This is a genomic window from Polaribacter sp. R77954 (assembly GCF_044595335.1).
Lineage (GTDB): Bacteria > Bacteroidota > Bacteroidia > Flavobacteriales > Flavobacteriaceae > Polaribacter.
In genome coordinates this window covers 2,695,589-2,713,284 of record NZ_CP138992.1, presented here as the reverse complement: position 1 = coordinate 2,713,284, position 17,696 = coordinate 2,695,589, and the positions used below count along the sequence as shown (strand labels likewise).

Below are 17,696 nucleotides of genomic sequence, written 5' to 3'. Positions count from 1 at the left end.
CTTGAATTTCTTATTTTTAAGAATGAATAGAAAAGTAGTTTTTAAGACCTATAGTCAAGAACAATTAAGTCTTTTACCACCCAGTTATGATGATTTAGTTCCCAAAAATCATCCCGTTCGAATTGTAAACACTATTGTAGACCATTTAGATATTGTTAGCTTAGAGCAAAGTTATAAAGGAGGAGGGACATCGAGTTATCATCCTCGAATGTTACTCAAAGTAATTATCTATGCGTATTTACGTAATTTATATTCATCAAGAAAAATAGAACAAGCTTTAACAGAGAATATTCATTTTATGTGGCTTAGTGGTCAGAGTAAACCAGACCATAATACTATTAATGATTTTAGAGGGAAACGTTTACAAAAAAATTTAAAAAAAATATTCCATCAAGTGGTTTTACTTCTTGTAGAACAAGGCGTTGTTAGCTTAAAGGATATTTTTGTAGATGGAACAAAAATAGAAGCCAATGCAAATCGTTACACCTTTGTATGGGGTAAATCTATAAAGACAAGTAAAGAGCGCATCAAAAAACAGTTAAAAGAACTTTGGACTTATGTTGAAAAAGTTTATAAAGACGAACAAGCCATACCTAATACACCTGATTTTGAAGCTATAGATGCTGATAAAATAGCAGCCACCATCGATCAAATCAATGACGCTTTACAGGGTAAAGAGATTGACAAGAAGGTAAAGCAAAAGTTAAACTATGCTAAGAAGAACTGGCCTTCTAATATGGCAAAGTACCAAAAGCAAGAAGCCATTTTAAAAGAGCGAAACAGCTACAGTAAAACTGATACTGATGCTACTTTTATGCGTATGAAAGATGATCATATGCAGAATGGACAACTCAAACCCGCTTATAATATTCAAGCTTCTACCAATAATCAATATCTAACCAATTATACGATAGCACAAACCACAGCAGATACTACCACACTAAAAGACCACCTCAATAATCATATAGAAAACTATAACCAAAACCCAGAAACTCTAACAGCAGATGCTGGTTATGGAAGCGAAGAAAATTATACCGATTTAGAAGATAAACACATTACTGCTTTTGTAAAATACAATTACTTCCATAAAGAACAGCTAGATAAAAAGAGAGCAAAAACAAATCCCTTCCATCCAGATGAGCTGCATTATAACAAAGAAACAGATACGTATTACTGTCCTATGGGACAAACGATGACTAACATTGGTAGTTATAAAAAGAAAACAAAAAATGGTTTTGAACAAGAAATTCATAGATACCAAGCACAAAATTGCAAGGGTTGTCCGCTCAGAAGCAGTTGTCATAAATCCAAGTACAATCGTATTATAGAACGCAATTACAATCTAATCCGATTAAAAGCTAAAGCAAAAACATTATTAACCAGTGAGCAAGGAATTGCAAAAAGGAAACAACGATGTTGGGATGTAGAGGCTGTTTTTGGGAACATAAAGCAAAATATGAATTTTAAACGCTTTATGCTAAGAGGAATAGATAAAATAAATGTAGAAATGGGGTTAATTGCAATAGCACATAACCTAAATAAGTATAGCTTAACGATATAAACGAGCTTTTGCTTTTTTAAAACAAAAGAAAATTAAAGCAAGAAACTAAAAATATACAAAAAAGAAAATCGCCTAAAAATTACTTTTTAGACGACCTCTTTTTTTGTCTGAAAAAAAAATCACCAACTTTGCAGCCTCTATAAAAAATAATGAAAACAAGAACACTTGCCATTATTGCTGTATCTATTGGCACTTTTATTTATGGCGTAAATTACACTATAGCTAAAGATGTAATGCCTTTTTATGTAAAACCTTTTGCTTTTATTCTACTAAGAGTTTTTGGTGCTACAGTTGTATTTTGGTTCTTGGGTTTATTTATAAAATCTCAAAAAATAGACAAAGACGATTACAAAAAAATTGCTTTTGCCTCTTTTTTTGGTATTGCCTTAAATATGCTTTCTTTTTTTAAAGGCTTAAGCTTAACAACACCCATTAGTGCATCTGTTGTTATGGTTATTTCACCTATTATGGTGCTTATTTTTACTGCTTTTTTATTAAAGGAGAAAATTATAAAAAGACAAATAGCAGGTATATTTATTGGTTTAATTGGGGCTATTTTGCTAATTGTTTACGGAAACAGTTCAGAAGAAAATGCAAGCAATAGAGCCTTAGGTAATTTTTTAGTGTTTGTAAATGCTACTTCTTACGGGTTATATATGGTTTTGGTAAAAAACATAATTCATAAGTACAATCCTTTTGTTTTTATAAAATGGCTCTATTTATTTGGTTTATTTTTTGTGTTACCTTTTAGTATTTCAGAATTTAATGATATTCAATGGGCAACTATGCCCACAAATATTTATTTAAAAGTTGGTTTTGTAGTTGTTTTTACTACTTGTATTACCTATTTATTTAACTTGTATGGGTTATCTAAGTTAAAACCCACAACAGTAAGTGTTTTTATTTATTTACAACCTGTAATTGCAACTACTTACGCATTAATTTCAGGCAGTGATTCTTTAAATTTAATTAAAATTTTAGCTACCAGTATTATTTTTTTTGGTGTGTATTTAGTTACCAAACAAGTAAAGAAATCAACAAAATAAAAACTTATCTTTGCCTTTCATTTAAAACAATGTTTGTATGATTCAATCTATGACTGGTTATGGAAAATCGGTGTTGCAATTGCCAACCAAAAAAGTAACCATAGAAATAAAATCTTTAAACAGTAAAAATTTAGATCTAAACGTTCGAATTCCTTCTTACTACAAAGAAAAAGAATTATCGGTGCGTAAAAAACTGGCAAAATCTTTAGTAAGAGGTAAAGTAGACTTTTCCATTTTTGTAGAAATGACTGCAGATGAAACCTCTACAACTGTAAATAAAAGTGCTGTAAAAAACTACATTGAACAACTTAGAAACACCCTTTTTATAGGATCTGAAAATGATGTAGAATTATTAAAAATGGCTATTACAATGCCAGATGCTTTAAAAACAGAACGCGAAGAGTTAGATGAAAATGAATGGAATCTAATCGATGAAGGTATTGATGTAGCTATTAAAGAAATTGTACAATATAGAATTGATGAAGCAGCTTCGTTAGAAATTGATTTTAAACAAAGAATTGTTAATATCAGAAAATATTTAGAAGATGTAAAAGCTCTTGATGCAGATAGAATTGAAAACGTAAAAACACGTTTACAAAAAGCAATTGATGATTTAAAAGTAGATACTGATGAAAATCGTTTTGAACAAGAATTGATCTATTATTTAGAGAAGTTAGATATTAATGAAGAAAAAGTACGTTTAGAAAATCATTTAAATTACTTTTTAGAAACCTTAGCAACCCCAGATTCTAATGGAAAAAAGCTAGGTTTTATTGTGCAAGAAATGGGTAGAGAAATCAACACCACAGGCTCTAAAGCAAATTTTGCACCAATGCAAAAAGCAGTGATTCAAATGAAAAACGAATTAGAGCAAATTAAGGAACAAATTTTGAATGTACTTTAATGAAGTTAAAGTAAGCTGAATTTATTTCAGCTTCTAATATTAACAAGATGCTGAAACAAGTTCAGCATAACAAAATTAATTATGAAAGATAATTTTGTAGGTAAATTATTTGTGTTTTCAGCACCCTCTGGTTCTGGTAAAACTACTATTGTTCGTCATTTATTAAATCAAGAAAAATTTAACCTAGCCTTTTCTATATCAGCCACTTCTAGAAACCCTAGAGGTGAAGAAAAAAATGGCGAAGATTACTATTTTATCTCTTTAAAACAATTTAAAAACCATATTAAAAGTGAAGATTTTTTAGAGTGGGAAGAAGTGTATAGAGATAATTTTTATGGCACCTTAAAAAGTGAAGTAGAACGCATTTGGGCACAAAAAAAACACGTAATTTTTGATATTGATGTAGCTGGCGGTTTGCGAATTAAGAAAAAATTTCCAGAACAAACTTTATCCGTTTTTGTAAAACCACCAAGTATAGATGAGCTGAAGATTCGTTTAAAAAAACGATCTACAGAAAGCGAAGACAAAATAAATATGAGAATTGCAAAAGCATCTGTAGAATTGGCAACTGCACCTCAGTTTGATAAAATCATTAAAAATTACGAACTTGATGTTGCTTTAAAAGAAGCTGAGGAATTGGTTAGTGAGTTTTTGGGGTTGAAAGAGAAACAAGAATAGAGAGTAAAGAAACAAGACAAAAAGGAAACAAGAGATAGGAACAAAGAAAAAAAAGAGTGATAAAAATCTTTTTTCTAGCATCTATTTTCTCTTCTCTAAACTAAAAAAATGAGTAAAATCGGTTTATATTTTGGCACATTTAACCCAATTCATGTAGGGCATTTGATTATTGCCAATCATATGGTTGAACATTCTGATTTAGATGAAATTTGGATGGTAGTAACCCCTCATAACCCGTTTAAAAAGAAAAGTAGTTTGCTAGAAAATCATCATAGATATGAATTGGTGTATAGAGCAACAGAAAATTATATCAAAATTAAACCATCAGATATTGAGTTTAAATTGCCTCAACCCAATTATACTGTACATACTTTAGCCCATATTTCTGACAAATACCCTGATAAACAATTCAGCTTAATTATGGGAGAAGATAATCTGAAAAGCTTTCATAGATGGAAAAACTATGAAACCATTTTAGAACATCATCACATTTATGTATACCCAAGAATTGCTGATGGCATTACAGAACATCAGTTTAAAAACAATTCGAAAATTCATAAAGTTGACGCTCCAATTATACAAATCTCATCAACAATGATTCGAAAAGGCATCAAAGAAAAAAAGAACGTAAAACCCCTATTAACTGAAGCAGTTTGGGAATATATTGACGAAATGAATTTTTATAAAAAATAGTTTCGCTACTTTTACGTTTTACACCAAAAGTAAATTAAGATTTCAGTGAAAAACAAAGCAAAGAAAAAAGGCAAATTAAAACAAAAACTGACTGATAAATACAGATTAGTAGTTTTAAATGAAGATACATTCGAAGAACGTTTTTCTTTAAAGTTATCTCGTTTAAATGTTTTTGTTTTAGGTGGTGTACTTTCTTTTTTGTTGATTTTAGTAACTACATTTATCATCACTTTTACGCCCATTAAAGAATTTATTCCTGGATATTCATCTACAGCTCTAAAAATAAAAGCTACAAAACTAGCTTTTCAAACAGACTCGTTAAAAAGAAAGTTAGATGTAATGCACGATTATACCAAAGCATTACAACCCATTCTAACTGGACAAATAGAACCCGAAATTATAGATTCTATAGCTATAGAAGCAAATAAAACCATAATAATAGATAGTTTATTAAACGCAACTCGTGAAGATTCTATTTTTAGAGAAAAAATTGAAAGTCAAGATCGTTTTCCAATTCAGAATAACGCTACAACAAATGTAAAAATTGTATTTTTTGCACCTTTAACAGGCACAATTTCAGAAAATTTTGATGCAAAATCTAAACATTTGGCTGTAGATATTGTTGCTAAAAGTGGTACACCTGTTAAGGCTACTGCAGATGGAACCGTTATTTTTTCGGGTTGGAATACAGAAACTGGCTACGTGATTATTTTAAAACATGCGCACGATTATATTTCTGTATACAAACACAATGGAACCTTACTAAAAGAACAAGGCGATTATGTAAAATCGGGTGAAGTTATTGCTAGTGTGGGTTCTACTGGCGAGTTAACTACAGGACCCCATTTGCATTTTGAACTTTGGAGTGGTGGTTATGCCGTAAATCCTACAAATTTGATTGACTTTAAATAATGAGCATAAAATCTATATTTGCAATTCCGTTTGCCAAAATCGCAACAAAAAAAGTTTTTAAGTGGGCAAACAAACCTCATCAAACACAAGATAAAGTTTTTAAAAATTTAATCTCTAAAGCAAAACATACAGCTTTTGGTAAAGATCACGATTTTAAGAATATTACATCTTATGAAGATTTTAAAAAGCGCGTTAAAGTTTCTGATTACGAAGGTTTACGCACTTACGCAGATAGAGTTGTTGCTGGAGAAGCTGATGTGCTTTGGCCAGGCAAACCGCTTTATTTTGCAAAAACTTCGGGTACAACTTCTGGCGCAAAATACATCCCCATCACCAAAGAATCTATGCCAACGCATATTAAGGCAGCAAGAAACGCTTTGTTGTTTTACATTGTAGAAAAAAATGATGCAAGTTTTGTTGATGGAAAAATGATTTTTTTACAAGGAAGCCCTGTTTTAAGTGATAAAAATGGAGTTAAATTAGGCAGATTAAGTGGAATTGTAGCGCATTACGTACCAAAATACTTGCTAAAAAACCGTTTGCCAAGTTGGGAAACCAACTGCATTGAAGATTGGGATACCAAAGTAAATGCCATTGTAGAAGAAACTCTTAATGAAGACATGTCTGTAATTAGCGGAATTCCTTCTTGGGTGCAAATGTACTTTGAAAAATTGATTGAAAAAACGGGTAAAAAAGTTTCTGAATTGTTCCCTAATTTTAACTTTTTCATTTACGGTGGTGTAAATTTTGAACCTTATAAAAATAAGTTTGAAAGTTTAATTGGTAAAAAAATCGATTATATCGAATTGTATCCTGCTTCAGAAGGTTTTATTGCCTATCAAGATTCGCAAACTGAAAAAGGGATGTTATTGCAACTAAATTCAGGGATGTTTTATGAATTTATTCCTGCTACTGAATTTTTTGATGAAAACCCCACAAGAATATCCATCAAAGATGTAAAAGTAGGTGTAAATTACGTAATCATTTTAAATACCACTGCAGGTTTATGGGGCTATAATATTGGTGATACTGTAGAGTTTACCTCAACAAAACCGTATAGAATTAAAGTTACTGGAAGAATCAAACATTTTATCTCTGCCTTTGGCGAACACGTTATTGGTAAAGAAGTAGAAAAAGCTTTAAACGACGCTATACAAGGCACTAATATTAATATAAGTGAATTTACAGTAGCACCTCAAGTAAACCCAAAAAATGGTTTACCTTATCACGAATGGTTCATTGAATTTGAAACTGAACCAAAAAATTTAGAAGAATTTTCAGCAAAAGTAGACGCATCTATGCAAGCACAAAATATTTATTATTTCGATTTGATTGAAGGCAAAGTTTTGCGCCCACTTATCATTAGAAAAGTAAAAAAAGGTGGATTTCATGCGTATATGAAATCCATAGGAAAATTTGGTGGGCAGAATAAAATTCCGCAATTATCAGACAATAGAAAAATAGCAGATGTGTTACAAGATTTTTTAAAAGATTAAAAAAATGGGAGGAAATTATTTATTTTTAGTTTTAGCAATAGTTTTGGTTATTGTCTACTTTTACAACAAATTTAGAAACAGACGTTAATGAGCACAATTAGAATTACAAAACAATTTAATTTTGAAACAGGCCATGCTTTATATGGTTATGATGGTAAATGTAAAAATGTACATGGGCATTCTTATAAATTGGCGGTAACAGTTTCAGGAACCCCAATTGATGATAGCAGTAATGTTAAATTTGGAATGGTAATTGACTTTGGCGATTTAAAAAAAATTGTGAACGAAGAAATTGTAGATCTTTTTGATCATGCTACTGTTTTTAACAAAAACACACCACATATAGAATTAGCAAAAGAATTAAAAGATAGAGGTCATCATGTTATTTTAGTTGATTATCAACCAACTAGTGAAATGATGGTCATTGATTTTGCTGATAAAATAAAAGCGCGCCTACCACAAAATATTAAATTACATGCTATAAAATTGCAAGAAACCGATACTAGCTTTGCAGAATGGTTTGCAAGCGAAAATTAATTTAATAGAAATGTAACTTTTTTAAGACAATATCATTTTAATTAATGAGTTATATTTGACAAAAATTTATTCTTATGAAAAATCTTAAATATATTTTAGTTTTAGTTTTATCAGTTTCTTTCTTTAGTTGTGGTGATGACAATTCAGGTAATACTGTTTTTACTTTATCCTATGCTAATATTGCTGGTACTTACGAAATTTTAAGTTTAGAAGGTGAGCAAAACGAAACAGCCACAACCAATTCTGGCGCTGTTGTTAATGTGTTTACAAGCACCATAGTTGCTGATTCTTTTGATGATGTTAATTTTACACTTAATTCAGATGGAACATACACTGCTACTGGAGCTTATAGAATTGTAATAAACGAAACACCTAATGGAGGAACTACAACTACCGATAGTGAAATTGAAGTGTTTGAGGCATCAGGAACGTATACAATTAACAACACTACGAATACCATTACTTTTAGTCCTTCAAATGATGAATTCGTAGAAGGCTTATTTGAGGTAATTACCTTTAGCGAAACTACTTTTACTATAACTCAAGAAGATTCAGATGTTAATGGAGGCATAACTACAACCTCAACAGTAAGAATGGCATTAGTAAGAAAATAAAGAAATGCTAAAAAGTAAACGTACTTATTTTAATAGCATTAGTAATATCATTTTCATTTAATTGATATTGCTCTATCGCAAATTCTGATATTACAAATGCGTGGTCGTTTCTAATAATGATGTCAATTGCGCCTTCTGTTGCAATTTCATCAACGTATTTAGAATCGCTTGGATCTGTAACATCGAATATTTTTAAAGTATCATCGCAAACCAACAAATAATTATCGCCATATAAACTCAACCCTTTTGGTTGTGTTAAACCTCTTGTATTTAACAATATTGGGTTTTCAACATCTTCTATATTATAGGTTTTTAATTCGTTAACGGCTCCTCCACAAGTGGCATTACTATGCAAAGTAACGTAAGCGTTGGTATCATTGGCAACTACAGGATCACAGGCTCTAAAATGATTTGATTGCGACAATAATTTTGGTAATTCTGCATTAGTAATATCATAAATATACATGGCATCTTGTGAGCCAATGAATAAATAGTTTTTAAAACTAAATAATGTTTCTATATTAAAACCAACATTTATGGCATTTACTTTTATAGGATTAGAAACATCATTGATATTAAATACAGATAAATTAAAAAAATCTACAGTATATAAATAATCTCCTTTTAATATAAAGGTTGCTAAAGAACCTCCTTGCCCATCACTAGCAATATCAGAAGAAACAGTACTATTATTTTCAGTACACGAAATAGCAAACAAAAGCGCAAATAATGGAATTATAAATCTCTTTTTCATCATATTATTTTTGAATCCAATTAACAACTACCTTATCATTTTCATAGAAAGATTCTCCATCTGGAGAAAGTAATTCTGGAAAAACATTTTTCAATCTCTTTTTAACCTCTACTTGAAAAGTAGTGTAATCTATATTTAACACCACTAAATCTGTTGCTTGATTGATATAAAGTGTGTTATTTCTAATTGCGATATCTGTTGCTCCTGGAATTTTTAAAAATTTCTTTTTAACAGGATTGGTTTCATCAGTATTGTCGAAAATATGAAAACCAGTACGTTTATCATTTACAAAAATATAATCCTCAATAATATATATTTTTGATGATTCTATAACTGGGGTTTTTTCTTGAATTTCAATTGAATTTTCGAAATCAGTTCTAGATAATGTTACAGGATCGTATCTAGACCATACAGGATCTACAGTTATTTCAGGCTCTCTCCAATTATCAAAAATGCAACTCGTAAGTGCAAAACAAAAAATAACGATAACAATTTTTTTCATAACCTTCTATTTTAGAACAATATACTCTATAGATGATAAAAACTCTAAAAGGTTGCGTTAAATAATTGTAAGATGTATAAATACGCAACTATTTACCATTAAAGGTATTCATTGTATTTGCTAAACCAGCAGTACCAAAAGAAGTTATTACTTTTACAGAGGTAGGCAAACGCTCTATTAATTGGCTATTTTCATCTTTATTCCATTCTCCTAAAACATAATCTACTTGACGCCCTTTTGAGTAGTTAGCTCCTACACCAAATCTAAATCTTGGGTATTTGGTAGTACCTAATTTTTCTTGAATATCTTTTAGTCCATTATGGCCTCCATCACTACCTTTTGCTTTTACTCTAATGGTTCCAAAATCGATATTTAAATCATCAGTAACTATAAGAATGTTGTCAATAGTAATCTTTTCTTTTTGCATCCAATATTTTACTGCTTTTCCACTTAAATTCATAAATGTATTTGGTTTTAAGAGGATAAATGTTCGTCCTTTAAAACGAAAACTAGCCACATCGCCTAATTTTTCTGTCTCAAAAGTTAGCTTTTGTTCTTCAGCAACTTCATCCAAAATTTTAAAGCCAATGTTGTGACGAGTATTTGTGTATTTATCACCTATATTTCCTAAACCTACAATTAAAAATTTCTTCATCAATTTTTCTTTAGTGACTACTTTTGTATTGAATGTTTTATAAAGTGAGTTTATAAAATTCATTTTACAAAAATAATATCTTCTTTTGATATAAATACGGTTGTTGTTAAGCTATTGCGTTTTCTTAATAATATTCTCTAATACATTTTACAAAATTTTAAAAAATAGATTGAGGAACTAAAATAAATTCAAAGCACAAAAAAAGCGTTACAAAAATGTAACGCTTTTATTAAATTTATAGTAACAGTTGTTTATTCTGCTGCTGTTTCTTCTTCTTCATCAGCAGAAACAGTTGCATTACGAGAAGTTCTTACCTGAACTACAACAGTATTATCTGGGTGCATAAAAGTATAATCATCATTTTTTAATGATGTTACAAACAATTTATTTCCTATTTTTAATTTAGAAATATCTGCAGTTACAAAATCTGGTAAATTAGCTGGTAACGCTTTAACTTTTAATTTACGGTTTGTAAAACGCAAAGATCCACCATTTAAAACTCCAGGAGAAGTACCTGTTAATTTTACAGGAATACTCATTGTAATTTCTTTATCATCAAATAATTGATAGAAGTCTACGTGTAAGATTTTATCACTTACTGGGTGAAATTGAATGTCTTGTAAAATTGCACTTATTTTTTGTCCATCAACATTAAGACTTGCAGTATACACATTTGGAGTATACACCAAGTTTTTAAACGCTTTTTCTTCTGCTGAAAAGTGAATTGGTGTTTCTCCTCCGTATATAACGCAAGGAACCATTCCAGCATTACGTAAGGCTTTAGTAGCTACTTTGCCCACGCTTTCTCTTTTTGATCCTTTAATTGTAATTGATTTCATTACTTTTTGTTAAAATTTACATTAAAAATTTATTACTTATTGATGTGTTATCTTGTACTTTGTGCATAACATCAGCGAATAAGGGCGCGCAAGATACAACTTTTATTTTAGATGTCTCTTTTTTTAATGGTATTGTATCTGAAACAATTAACTCTGTTAAAGCAGAGTTTTCAATCTTTTCATAAGCGCCACCAGACAATATAGGATGAGTACAAATTGCACGTACACTTTCTGCCCCTCTTTCTTTCATTAAATTTGCTGCATGGGCTAATGTACCTCCTGTATCAATCATATCATCAACCAAAACTACATTTTTACCTTCCACATCACCAATTAGCTCCATATGACCAATTACATTGGCTTTCTTTCTTTGTTTATAACAAATAACTACGTCAGAAAGTAAGTGTTTAGAATAAGCATATGCTCTTTTAGACCCTCCCATATCTGGAGATGCTATTGTTAAGTTATCTAACTGTAAACTTTCTATATAAGGTAAAAAAATAGACGAGGCGAATAGATGATCTACTGGTTTTTCGAAAAAACCTTGAATTTGATCTGCATGCAAGTCCATAGTCATTATTCTTGTAGCGCCTGCAGATTCTAAAAGTTTAGCTACCAATTTTGCTCCTATTGCAACTCTGGGTTTGTCTTTTCTATCTTGTCTTGCCCAACCAAAATAAGGCATAACAGCAGTAATATGTCTTGCAGATGCTCTTTTTGCAGCATCACACATTAATAACATTTCCATTAAATTATCTGAGTTTGGAAATGTAGAACCTATAATAAAAACACGTCTTCCACGCACTGATTCTTCAAACGCAGGTTGAAACTCGCCATCGCTAAAATACGTTGTTATCACGTTTCCTAACTCTGTATTATATTCTTTAGCAATTTTCTTAGCTAAGACAGTACTTTGTCTACAGCCAAAAAGTTTTGGTGCAAGAGAGCTGATGATCATAAAATATGGTTTTTGTTGTGTTGTTGTGAGTTCACAAAAGTAGAAATAATTTATTGAGTTTGAAATTAAATTTTCTCATTATAAATTAAAAATATTTAGTAGCTTTGCAAACCAATTCAAGAAAAGCTCAAGTGGCGGAATTGGTAGACGCGCTGGATTCAAAATCCAGTTCTTTCGGGAGTGTGGGTTCGATTCCCACCTTGAGTACAAAAAAATCCTGTTAATCAACTGATTTACAGGGTTTTTATTTTTTGTAGTAACGCTTTAGTAACACTTTCAATGAATAAAAAATATAATAAAAGCAAAATTTAACCGTCCAAAAAGTTTATTAACGGATCTATTTCATCTGCTTTTTGACGCCCCCATTTGATATATTCCAGGTCTTTTTTGTCAATTGCCCCCTCTTTTATCATTCTTTCTTTTAATTCTTTAAGATAATTACGAATATCATTTGCTAGTTTAAAATCTTGAGAACTTTTTACCAAAGTTCCAAATTTAGCTTTTTCTATTGCAATTAACCTTAGTTTCTCTTGCTCTAATATTCTTTCTTGCTCTCGTTTTTCTTCTTTTATTTTTTGAAGTTTTTGATGCTCTGCCCATTCAAAACTTTTCTTTTGAATATATTCATAAATTTGGATTAAATAATCCTCTAAGTTTTTAGTTTTTTTATCTATCCAAATCTTTCTAGGATAATCTAAAATTTTAAACTCTAAATCCTCACTTTTGACAAAAACATTACGTGAAAAACTATATCCTTCTTCTTTTATTCTTTTTCTGTAAAATTTTTGCCTCAAAGTAAATTTAGTTAACTGACCATACATTTCGATATGGCATCGATTATACTCTATTTTGATAGAATGATTATTCTTTGCTAAAAGATGCAATAGCTCATTCATAAAATTAAATGCTCTTGGTCGCAATTTTGGTTCGACTGAAACTGGCAAATTCGTTCCTCTGTAGCTATGTCTTTCTCCCCAAGTTTTAACATTCTCTTTATCTATTTTTTCTAACTCTAACTTAGTTTTAATTACTAAAGGGTGAAGTTTTTTAGGCATAGCTCTAATATTTTAACTAATTGAGTTAGTCATATAATTTCCGTATATTTATATTATTAAATACAGTAAAATGGAAGAATTTAAGGGACAAGACTTACTAAACTTTATAAAAGAATTACCAAATGATGAAGCCTGTAAATCCTATTTAGCGAAAATAAAATGGCATGATGGTTTTACATGTAGTAAATGTGGTCATACCAAAGGCTGTGCAAAATCAGGTTATACTTATCACTGTTACAACTGTCATCATGTGGAAAGTGCTACAGCAAATACTATTTTTCATAAAGTTAAATTTGGCCTACAGAAAGCATTTTGTATTGCATTTGAGATGAGTACAAGCAGTAAAAGCATATCAAGTATTCAAATGGGTAAACGCTTTAGTCTTCGTCAAGGAACAGCTTGGTATTTTATGCAAAAAGTTCGTAAAGCGATGAAGAGCAGCCAAAAATATCCTTTGGAAAAATTAATTCATGTTGATGAATTTACAGTTGGAGGAAAAGAAGAAGGTAAACAAGGTAGAAGTTATGATAGTAAAAAGAAAAAGGCTGTTATAGCAATAGAATTGACAGATAATAACAAAGTAAAAAGAGTCTATATTAGGTCGATTGATGATTATTCTGCAAAATCACTAACCCCAATATTTGAAGAACATATTTGTAAATCATCAAAAATAATTACAGACAAATGGAGAGGCTATGAACCTTTAAAAGAAAATTTTAATATTGAGCAGATTTATAGCAACAATGGTGGTAATTTTAAACAATTACATACTATAATTATGCAAGTGAAATCATGGATAAGAGCCATACCTACTCATGTGAGTAAAGCACATATTCAAGCTTACTTTGATGAATTTTGTTTTAGAATCAATCGCTCCCAAAATAAAGCTAGTATTTTTCATAAAACAATACTAAGAATGGTAGAAAGTAAACCTATTTACCAGTCTCAAATAAAACAGCAAATAAACGTATAACTCAATAAAATTAATACTTTTTTTATGCAGACAGAGTTGAGTTTACAGTCTCAACACTTAAATATGAATATGGATTAAAACAAAACATTAAAAACACTGAATTAGCTCAAAAAATGACTCAACAAGCTGTCTATATTTACAACAATTTGAGAACTCATTTTAGCCTAGATCTCAGAAAACCTGCTGAAGTGCATCTAAATCCTAACATCAAATACAAATCCTATCGAAAAAATAATGTAAATGTCTATTCTTAATCCAAAGAATACTTAAATCATTTATATTCTCCTTCTTAGTGATAGTCTAAATTTTAATTATTAAAGTTCTATAATTTTTAAAATGATTCTTTATTATAGCGAAGTATTAAAATCCATATAAACAGTATTTTAATTAATGTAAATGATCTTAGTTTATAATAAGTTTACTTTTTTAAACAGATCATTATTTATGAAAAAAAATACTTTTAAAATTCTAAGCTTTATTTCCATTTCAACTTTCTTAATATTAATTCTAATAAACAATAATATATTAGGTGAAAGTATAAGTCATGATATTGATGAATACCATAAAGAATATGGTGAAGATTATGAAGAAACCGAGGAAGAAATTGCTTTTGAAATGGCTATGGAAAAAGATGGTCATCCAGCAATTTTTGATCCTTCTAAACTTCAAGGTAAAGAATTAGAAGACTATAATAAATGGTTTACGAAACTAAATGCTTCAGGTTTTAAATTCAATAGTGAACAAAACTTCGTAGCATATAAAGAAAAGGCTGCAAAAAATATACTAACATCTTCTTTGGCTGAAGAAGATTCTTATGCTAACAATACCTTATCTGGTTTTTGGGATCAAAAAGAATTCACCTTATTTGATAAAAGTGGATTTAGAGCAGATGGTTCTCTTTATGACCCTGTAAATAAAGATTTTTACATTGTTTCTTTTGCGGGTCATCTCTATAAAATAGATGAAAACGCCGAAAATCAGTGGCTTTTAAGAAATGATCAAAAAAGTTTTTCAAATAATAATTTTAGACTTGCAGGTTTGCATTTTAACGGTGTTAACTTACCTGATGGTTCGTTTAGATTATTACATCAACAGAAAAACGGAGGTATGGAATTTTCTGATGATGAAGGAAGAACATGGATAACTGCAAATGGAGCATTTTTTACAAACGGAAATAACTACAAAACTCTAGTAACAGAAACAGCAACTGGAAAAAAAATTGTTGCTTTTGGTAATCAAAAAAACACAACAGGTTGGAAAGATGTAGTATATATCTCTGATGATTATGGGTTAAATTATCGTGAATCTAATGTTGTTGTATACTCACCTGCTTACGACACTAACATACTTAAACCTTATGGTAGTAACACCATATATTATTTCGCCCTAAGAACTAGCGATAAAAGGTTATCAATTTATAAAATGGAAGAAAATGATTCAGATTTTACTTTATTAAGCGAAACATACCCTAATATAGACGCTGTAACCTCTTTAAAAGGTAATACTGTTAATGGTACAACAACTATTTATGTTAGTTATAATAATAACACAATTTACTATTCTAATGATGAAGGTAGTTCTTGGACAAAAACCGGAAGTACCCCACAAGATAGAGACATTACAGATATACACCCCACTAAGCCAAACATTTGTTTTTCTGGTTTTACTAGGTTAAATATTTCATTTGACTATGGTAATACTTGGGTTAATAACGGTAATAAACTCCCACCAATAGATCATGTTTGGGATTTACAACACATGAGGTCTTACGAAAAAGAAGATGGAACTTTCTTTACATTTGGTGGATTTGATTTTGGTTCTTTTTACTCTTCGACTCCAGAACAATGGGATTCATGGATTCCAATTAACAAGGGTACACCTGCAATGATGAGTTATGATTCAGCAACTAGTGAAAAACACAATAGAATATATAGTGGAAATCAAGATAGAGGCTCTCAAAGTATTTTAGGAGATGACAAAGGAGAAGAAGGCTTTGTTTCACCAGCATTAAGAGAAGCTAATACTGATGTTTTAAGAGTAGCTACAGCCAAAGGTGGAGAATCTGCTTGGTATTGGTATTATTATGGTACAATTGGTAGAAGTCCTGTAGTAGGTGGTGGCGATATTAGAACAGTTTCTAAAAAAGATTTTTACGATAACTGGACAGCCACAATGATGGTTGCTTCTCCAAATAGTACTGAAGATGCTGTATACATTCCTTGGGGTAATCAATTACATAAAATCTCATACGATGGCAGCGAAATAAATAGAACATTACACCCTTTTGTTTTTCCGGAATCTACACTTAGTTTTGGCTATTCAACAAAAAACACGAACAGATGGTATGTAGCATTAGCATCAGGTAAACTCATGTATTCTACAGATGGGGGTAGCAACTTTTCACAATCCAATTACTCTGGTACTTGGCCAAAAGGTAGTGTAAGCACTTCTAGAAAAAGATCTCCTGCAATTGCAACAAGCCCAATAGATGAAGCAACAGTATACTATGCAGGAGCAGGTAACAATTTTTTAATTTCTACAGACGGAGGTAAAACATTTACAAATCATAATGATGGATTAGATGTAGACAGAATAGTGGGTTTAGCTGCCTCACCAAATGGCCAATTTATTTTTGCAGCCTGTGTTTTTGATGGTGCTTGGGTCTTTTCTGTACAACAAGATAAATGGTTTAAAATGGATAGTAGCAAACTTCCAAAAGAAGTTAGATATTCTGCTGTTCAGTTTATAGAAAGTGAAAATTTAGTAAGATATGGAACCTATGGAAGTGGTATTTTAGACTTTAGAATTAACGAAGATTTTTCTACCATTTTTGTTGCTCCAGATAATTTTAAAATTGAAGTTGTAGATGAAACCTGTGTAGGTAAAAACGGAAAATTAAAAATTGAAACTAAATTTAGACATAATTATAATGTAACAATTTCTGGTGTAAAATATGATTTTGACAACACTTTAAATGTACCAAACTTAGAACCTGGGTCTTACAACATTTGCATTGGTATAGATAATACAACATATAATTATTGTGCTACTTTAGAAATTAAAGAATCTGAACTCTTATCAGGTAAAACCTCTGTGAAATCTAACAAAATTAATATTGATCTGAAATCTGGAACAGCACCATATACAGTGTATATAAACACTATTAAAGTATTAGAAACTCATAGTAAATCTTTTAGTTTACCTGTAAAAGAAGGCGATTTTATTCAAGTAGCATCAAAAGCATCTTGCGAAGGAAAAATCACAAAAACAATAGGAGAAACAATTAAACTTAAGGCATTTCCAAACCCTACAGACAACTTTTTTGAAGTTCCAATTCCTGTAACTGATAAACAAATAACTATAGAGTTATATTCTCTAGAATCTGGTCTAATATCCAAAAAACAATATCCAGTAATTAACAATAAAGTAAGGGTTGACGTTAAAAACATAGCTTCTGGAGTTTATTTTGCAAGATTAAATTTAGAAAAGCCGAAAACAATTAAAATCATAAAAAAATAA

Annotated in this window: 17 protein-coding genes and 1 tRNA gene; 12 read left to right on the top strand and 6 right to left on the bottom strand. The window is 30.4% G+C overall.

Annotated features, from left to right (window positions below):
• Positions 1-22 precede the first annotated feature (22 nt).
• From SJY27_RS11815 to SJY27_RS11775, 9 genes are all read left to right on the top strand, one after another.
• On the top strand, positions 23-1,561 hold the full coding sequence (locus tag SJY27_RS11815) for an IS1182 family transposase (protein ID WP_397445045.1): 1,539 nt from the start codon (positions 23-25) through the stop codon (positions 1,559-1,561).
• A 149-nt stretch (positions 1,562-1,710) separates the two neighbouring features.
• A complete protein-coding gene (locus SJY27_RS11810) occupies positions 1,711-2,607 on the top strand; it encodes a DMT family transporter (protein WP_397445044.1) in 897 nt (298 codons plus the stop codon).
• A 37-nt stretch (positions 2,608-2,644) separates the two neighbouring features.
• The gene (locus SJY27_RS11805) at positions 2,645-3,511 is read left to right on the top strand and encodes a YicC/YloC family endoribonuclease (RefSeq protein ID WP_397445043.1); all 867 of its coding nucleotides are present in this window, start codon (positions 2,645-2,647) and stop codon (positions 3,509-3,511) included.
• 81 nt (positions 3,512-3,592) lie between these two features.
• Positions 3,593-4,189, top strand: a complete 597-nt coding sequence (gmk, locus tag SJY27_RS11800; RefSeq protein ID WP_397445042.1) for a guanylate kinase — start codon at positions 3,593-3,595, stop codon at positions 4,187-4,189.
• Positions 4,190-4,297: 108 nt separating this feature from the next.
• Positions 4,298-4,882: a nicotinate (nicotinamide) nucleotide adenylyltransferase gene (gene nadD, locus SJY27_RS11795; protein ID WP_397445041.1), complete on the top strand. Its 585-nt coding sequence runs from the start codon at positions 4,298-4,300 to the stop codon at positions 4,880-4,882.
• Between the two features lie 45 nt (positions 4,883-4,927).
• Positions 4,928-5,794, top strand: a complete 867-nt coding sequence (locus SJY27_RS11790; RefSeq protein WP_397445040.1) for a M23 family metallopeptidase — start codon at positions 4,928-4,930, stop codon at positions 5,792-5,794.
• Positions 5,794-7,290 (top strand): GH3 auxin-responsive promoter family protein, encoded by a 1,497-nt coding sequence (locus SJY27_RS11785; RefSeq protein ID WP_397445039.1) that lies wholly within the window; start codon positions 5,794-5,796, stop codon positions 7,288-7,290. The genes SJY27_RS11790 and SJY27_RS11785 overlap by 1 nt, the downstream gene beginning before the upstream one ends.
• 87 nt (positions 7,291-7,377) lie before the next feature.
• Positions 7,378-7,827: a 6-pyruvoyl trahydropterin synthase family protein gene (locus SJY27_RS11780; protein ID WP_397445038.1), complete on the top strand. Its 450-nt coding sequence runs from the start codon at positions 7,378-7,380 to the stop codon at positions 7,825-7,827.
• Between the two features lie 74 nt (positions 7,828-7,901).
• The gene (locus tag SJY27_RS11775) at positions 7,902-8,441 is read left to right on the top strand and encodes a hypothetical protein (protein ID WP_397445037.1); all 540 of its coding nucleotides are present in this window, start codon (positions 7,902-7,904) and stop codon (positions 8,439-8,441) included.
• A gap of 7 nt (positions 8,442-8,448) precedes the next feature.
• On the opposite strand, the gene SJY27_RS11770 is transcribed toward SJY27_RS11775, so the two are convergent.
• The 5 genes from SJY27_RS11770 to SJY27_RS11750 all read right to left on the bottom strand — a co-directional run bounded on the left by SJY27_RS11770 (position 8,449) and on the right by SJY27_RS11750 (position 12,149).
• Positions 8,449-9,195, bottom strand: a complete 747-nt coding sequence (locus SJY27_RS11770; RefSeq protein WP_397445036.1) for a hypothetical protein — start codon at positions 9,193-9,195, stop codon at positions 8,449-8,451.
• A 4-nt stretch (positions 9,196-9,199) separates the two neighbouring features.
• Complete coding sequence (locus tag SJY27_RS11765; RefSeq protein WP_397445035.1) at positions 9,200-9,697, bottom strand: hypothetical protein; 498 nt, start codon at positions 9,695-9,697, stop codon at positions 9,200-9,202.
• 88 nt (positions 9,698-9,785) lie between these two features.
• Positions 9,786-10,352 (bottom strand): aminoacyl-tRNA hydrolase, encoded by a 567-nt coding sequence (gene pth / locus SJY27_RS11760; protein WP_397445034.1) that lies wholly within the window; start codon positions 10,350-10,352, stop codon positions 9,786-9,788.
• 251 nt (positions 10,353-10,603) lie between these two features.
• Complete coding sequence (locus SJY27_RS11755) at positions 10,604-11,191, bottom strand: 50S ribosomal protein L25/general stress protein Ctc (protein WP_397445033.1); 588 nt, start codon at positions 11,189-11,191, stop codon at positions 10,604-10,606.
• A 16-nt stretch (positions 11,192-11,207) separates the two neighbouring features.
• Complete coding sequence (locus SJY27_RS11750; RefSeq protein ID WP_397445032.1) at positions 11,208-12,149, bottom strand: ribose-phosphate pyrophosphokinase; 942 nt, start codon at positions 12,147-12,149, stop codon at positions 11,208-11,210.
• Positions 12,150-12,274: 125 nt separating this feature from the next.
• Between SJY27_RS11750 and SJY27_RS11745 the strand changes: the two genes are divergently transcribed.
• Positions 12,275-12,356 (top strand) — tRNA-Leu (locus SJY27_RS11745).
• 101 nt (positions 12,357-12,457) lie between these two features.
• Here the strand turns inward: SJY27_RS11745 and SJY27_RS11740 are convergent.
• On the bottom strand, positions 12,458-13,204 hold the full coding sequence (locus tag SJY27_RS11740; RefSeq protein ID WP_397445031.1) for a hypothetical protein: 747 nt from the start codon (positions 13,202-13,204) through the stop codon (positions 12,458-12,460).
• 70 nt (positions 13,205-13,274) lie between these two features.
• On the opposite strand from SJY27_RS11740, the gene SJY27_RS11735 reads away from it, so the two are divergent.
• On the top strand, positions 13,275-14,177 hold the full coding sequence (locus SJY27_RS11735; protein ID WP_397445030.1) for an IS1595 family transposase: 903 nt from the start codon (positions 13,275-13,277) through the stop codon (positions 14,175-14,177).
• A gap of 444 nt (positions 14,178-14,621) precedes the next feature.
• The gene (locus SJY27_RS11730) at positions 14,622-17,696 is read left to right on the top strand and encodes a T9SS type A sorting domain-containing protein (protein WP_397445029.1); all 3,075 of its coding nucleotides are present in this window, start codon (positions 14,622-14,624) and stop codon (positions 17,694-17,696) included.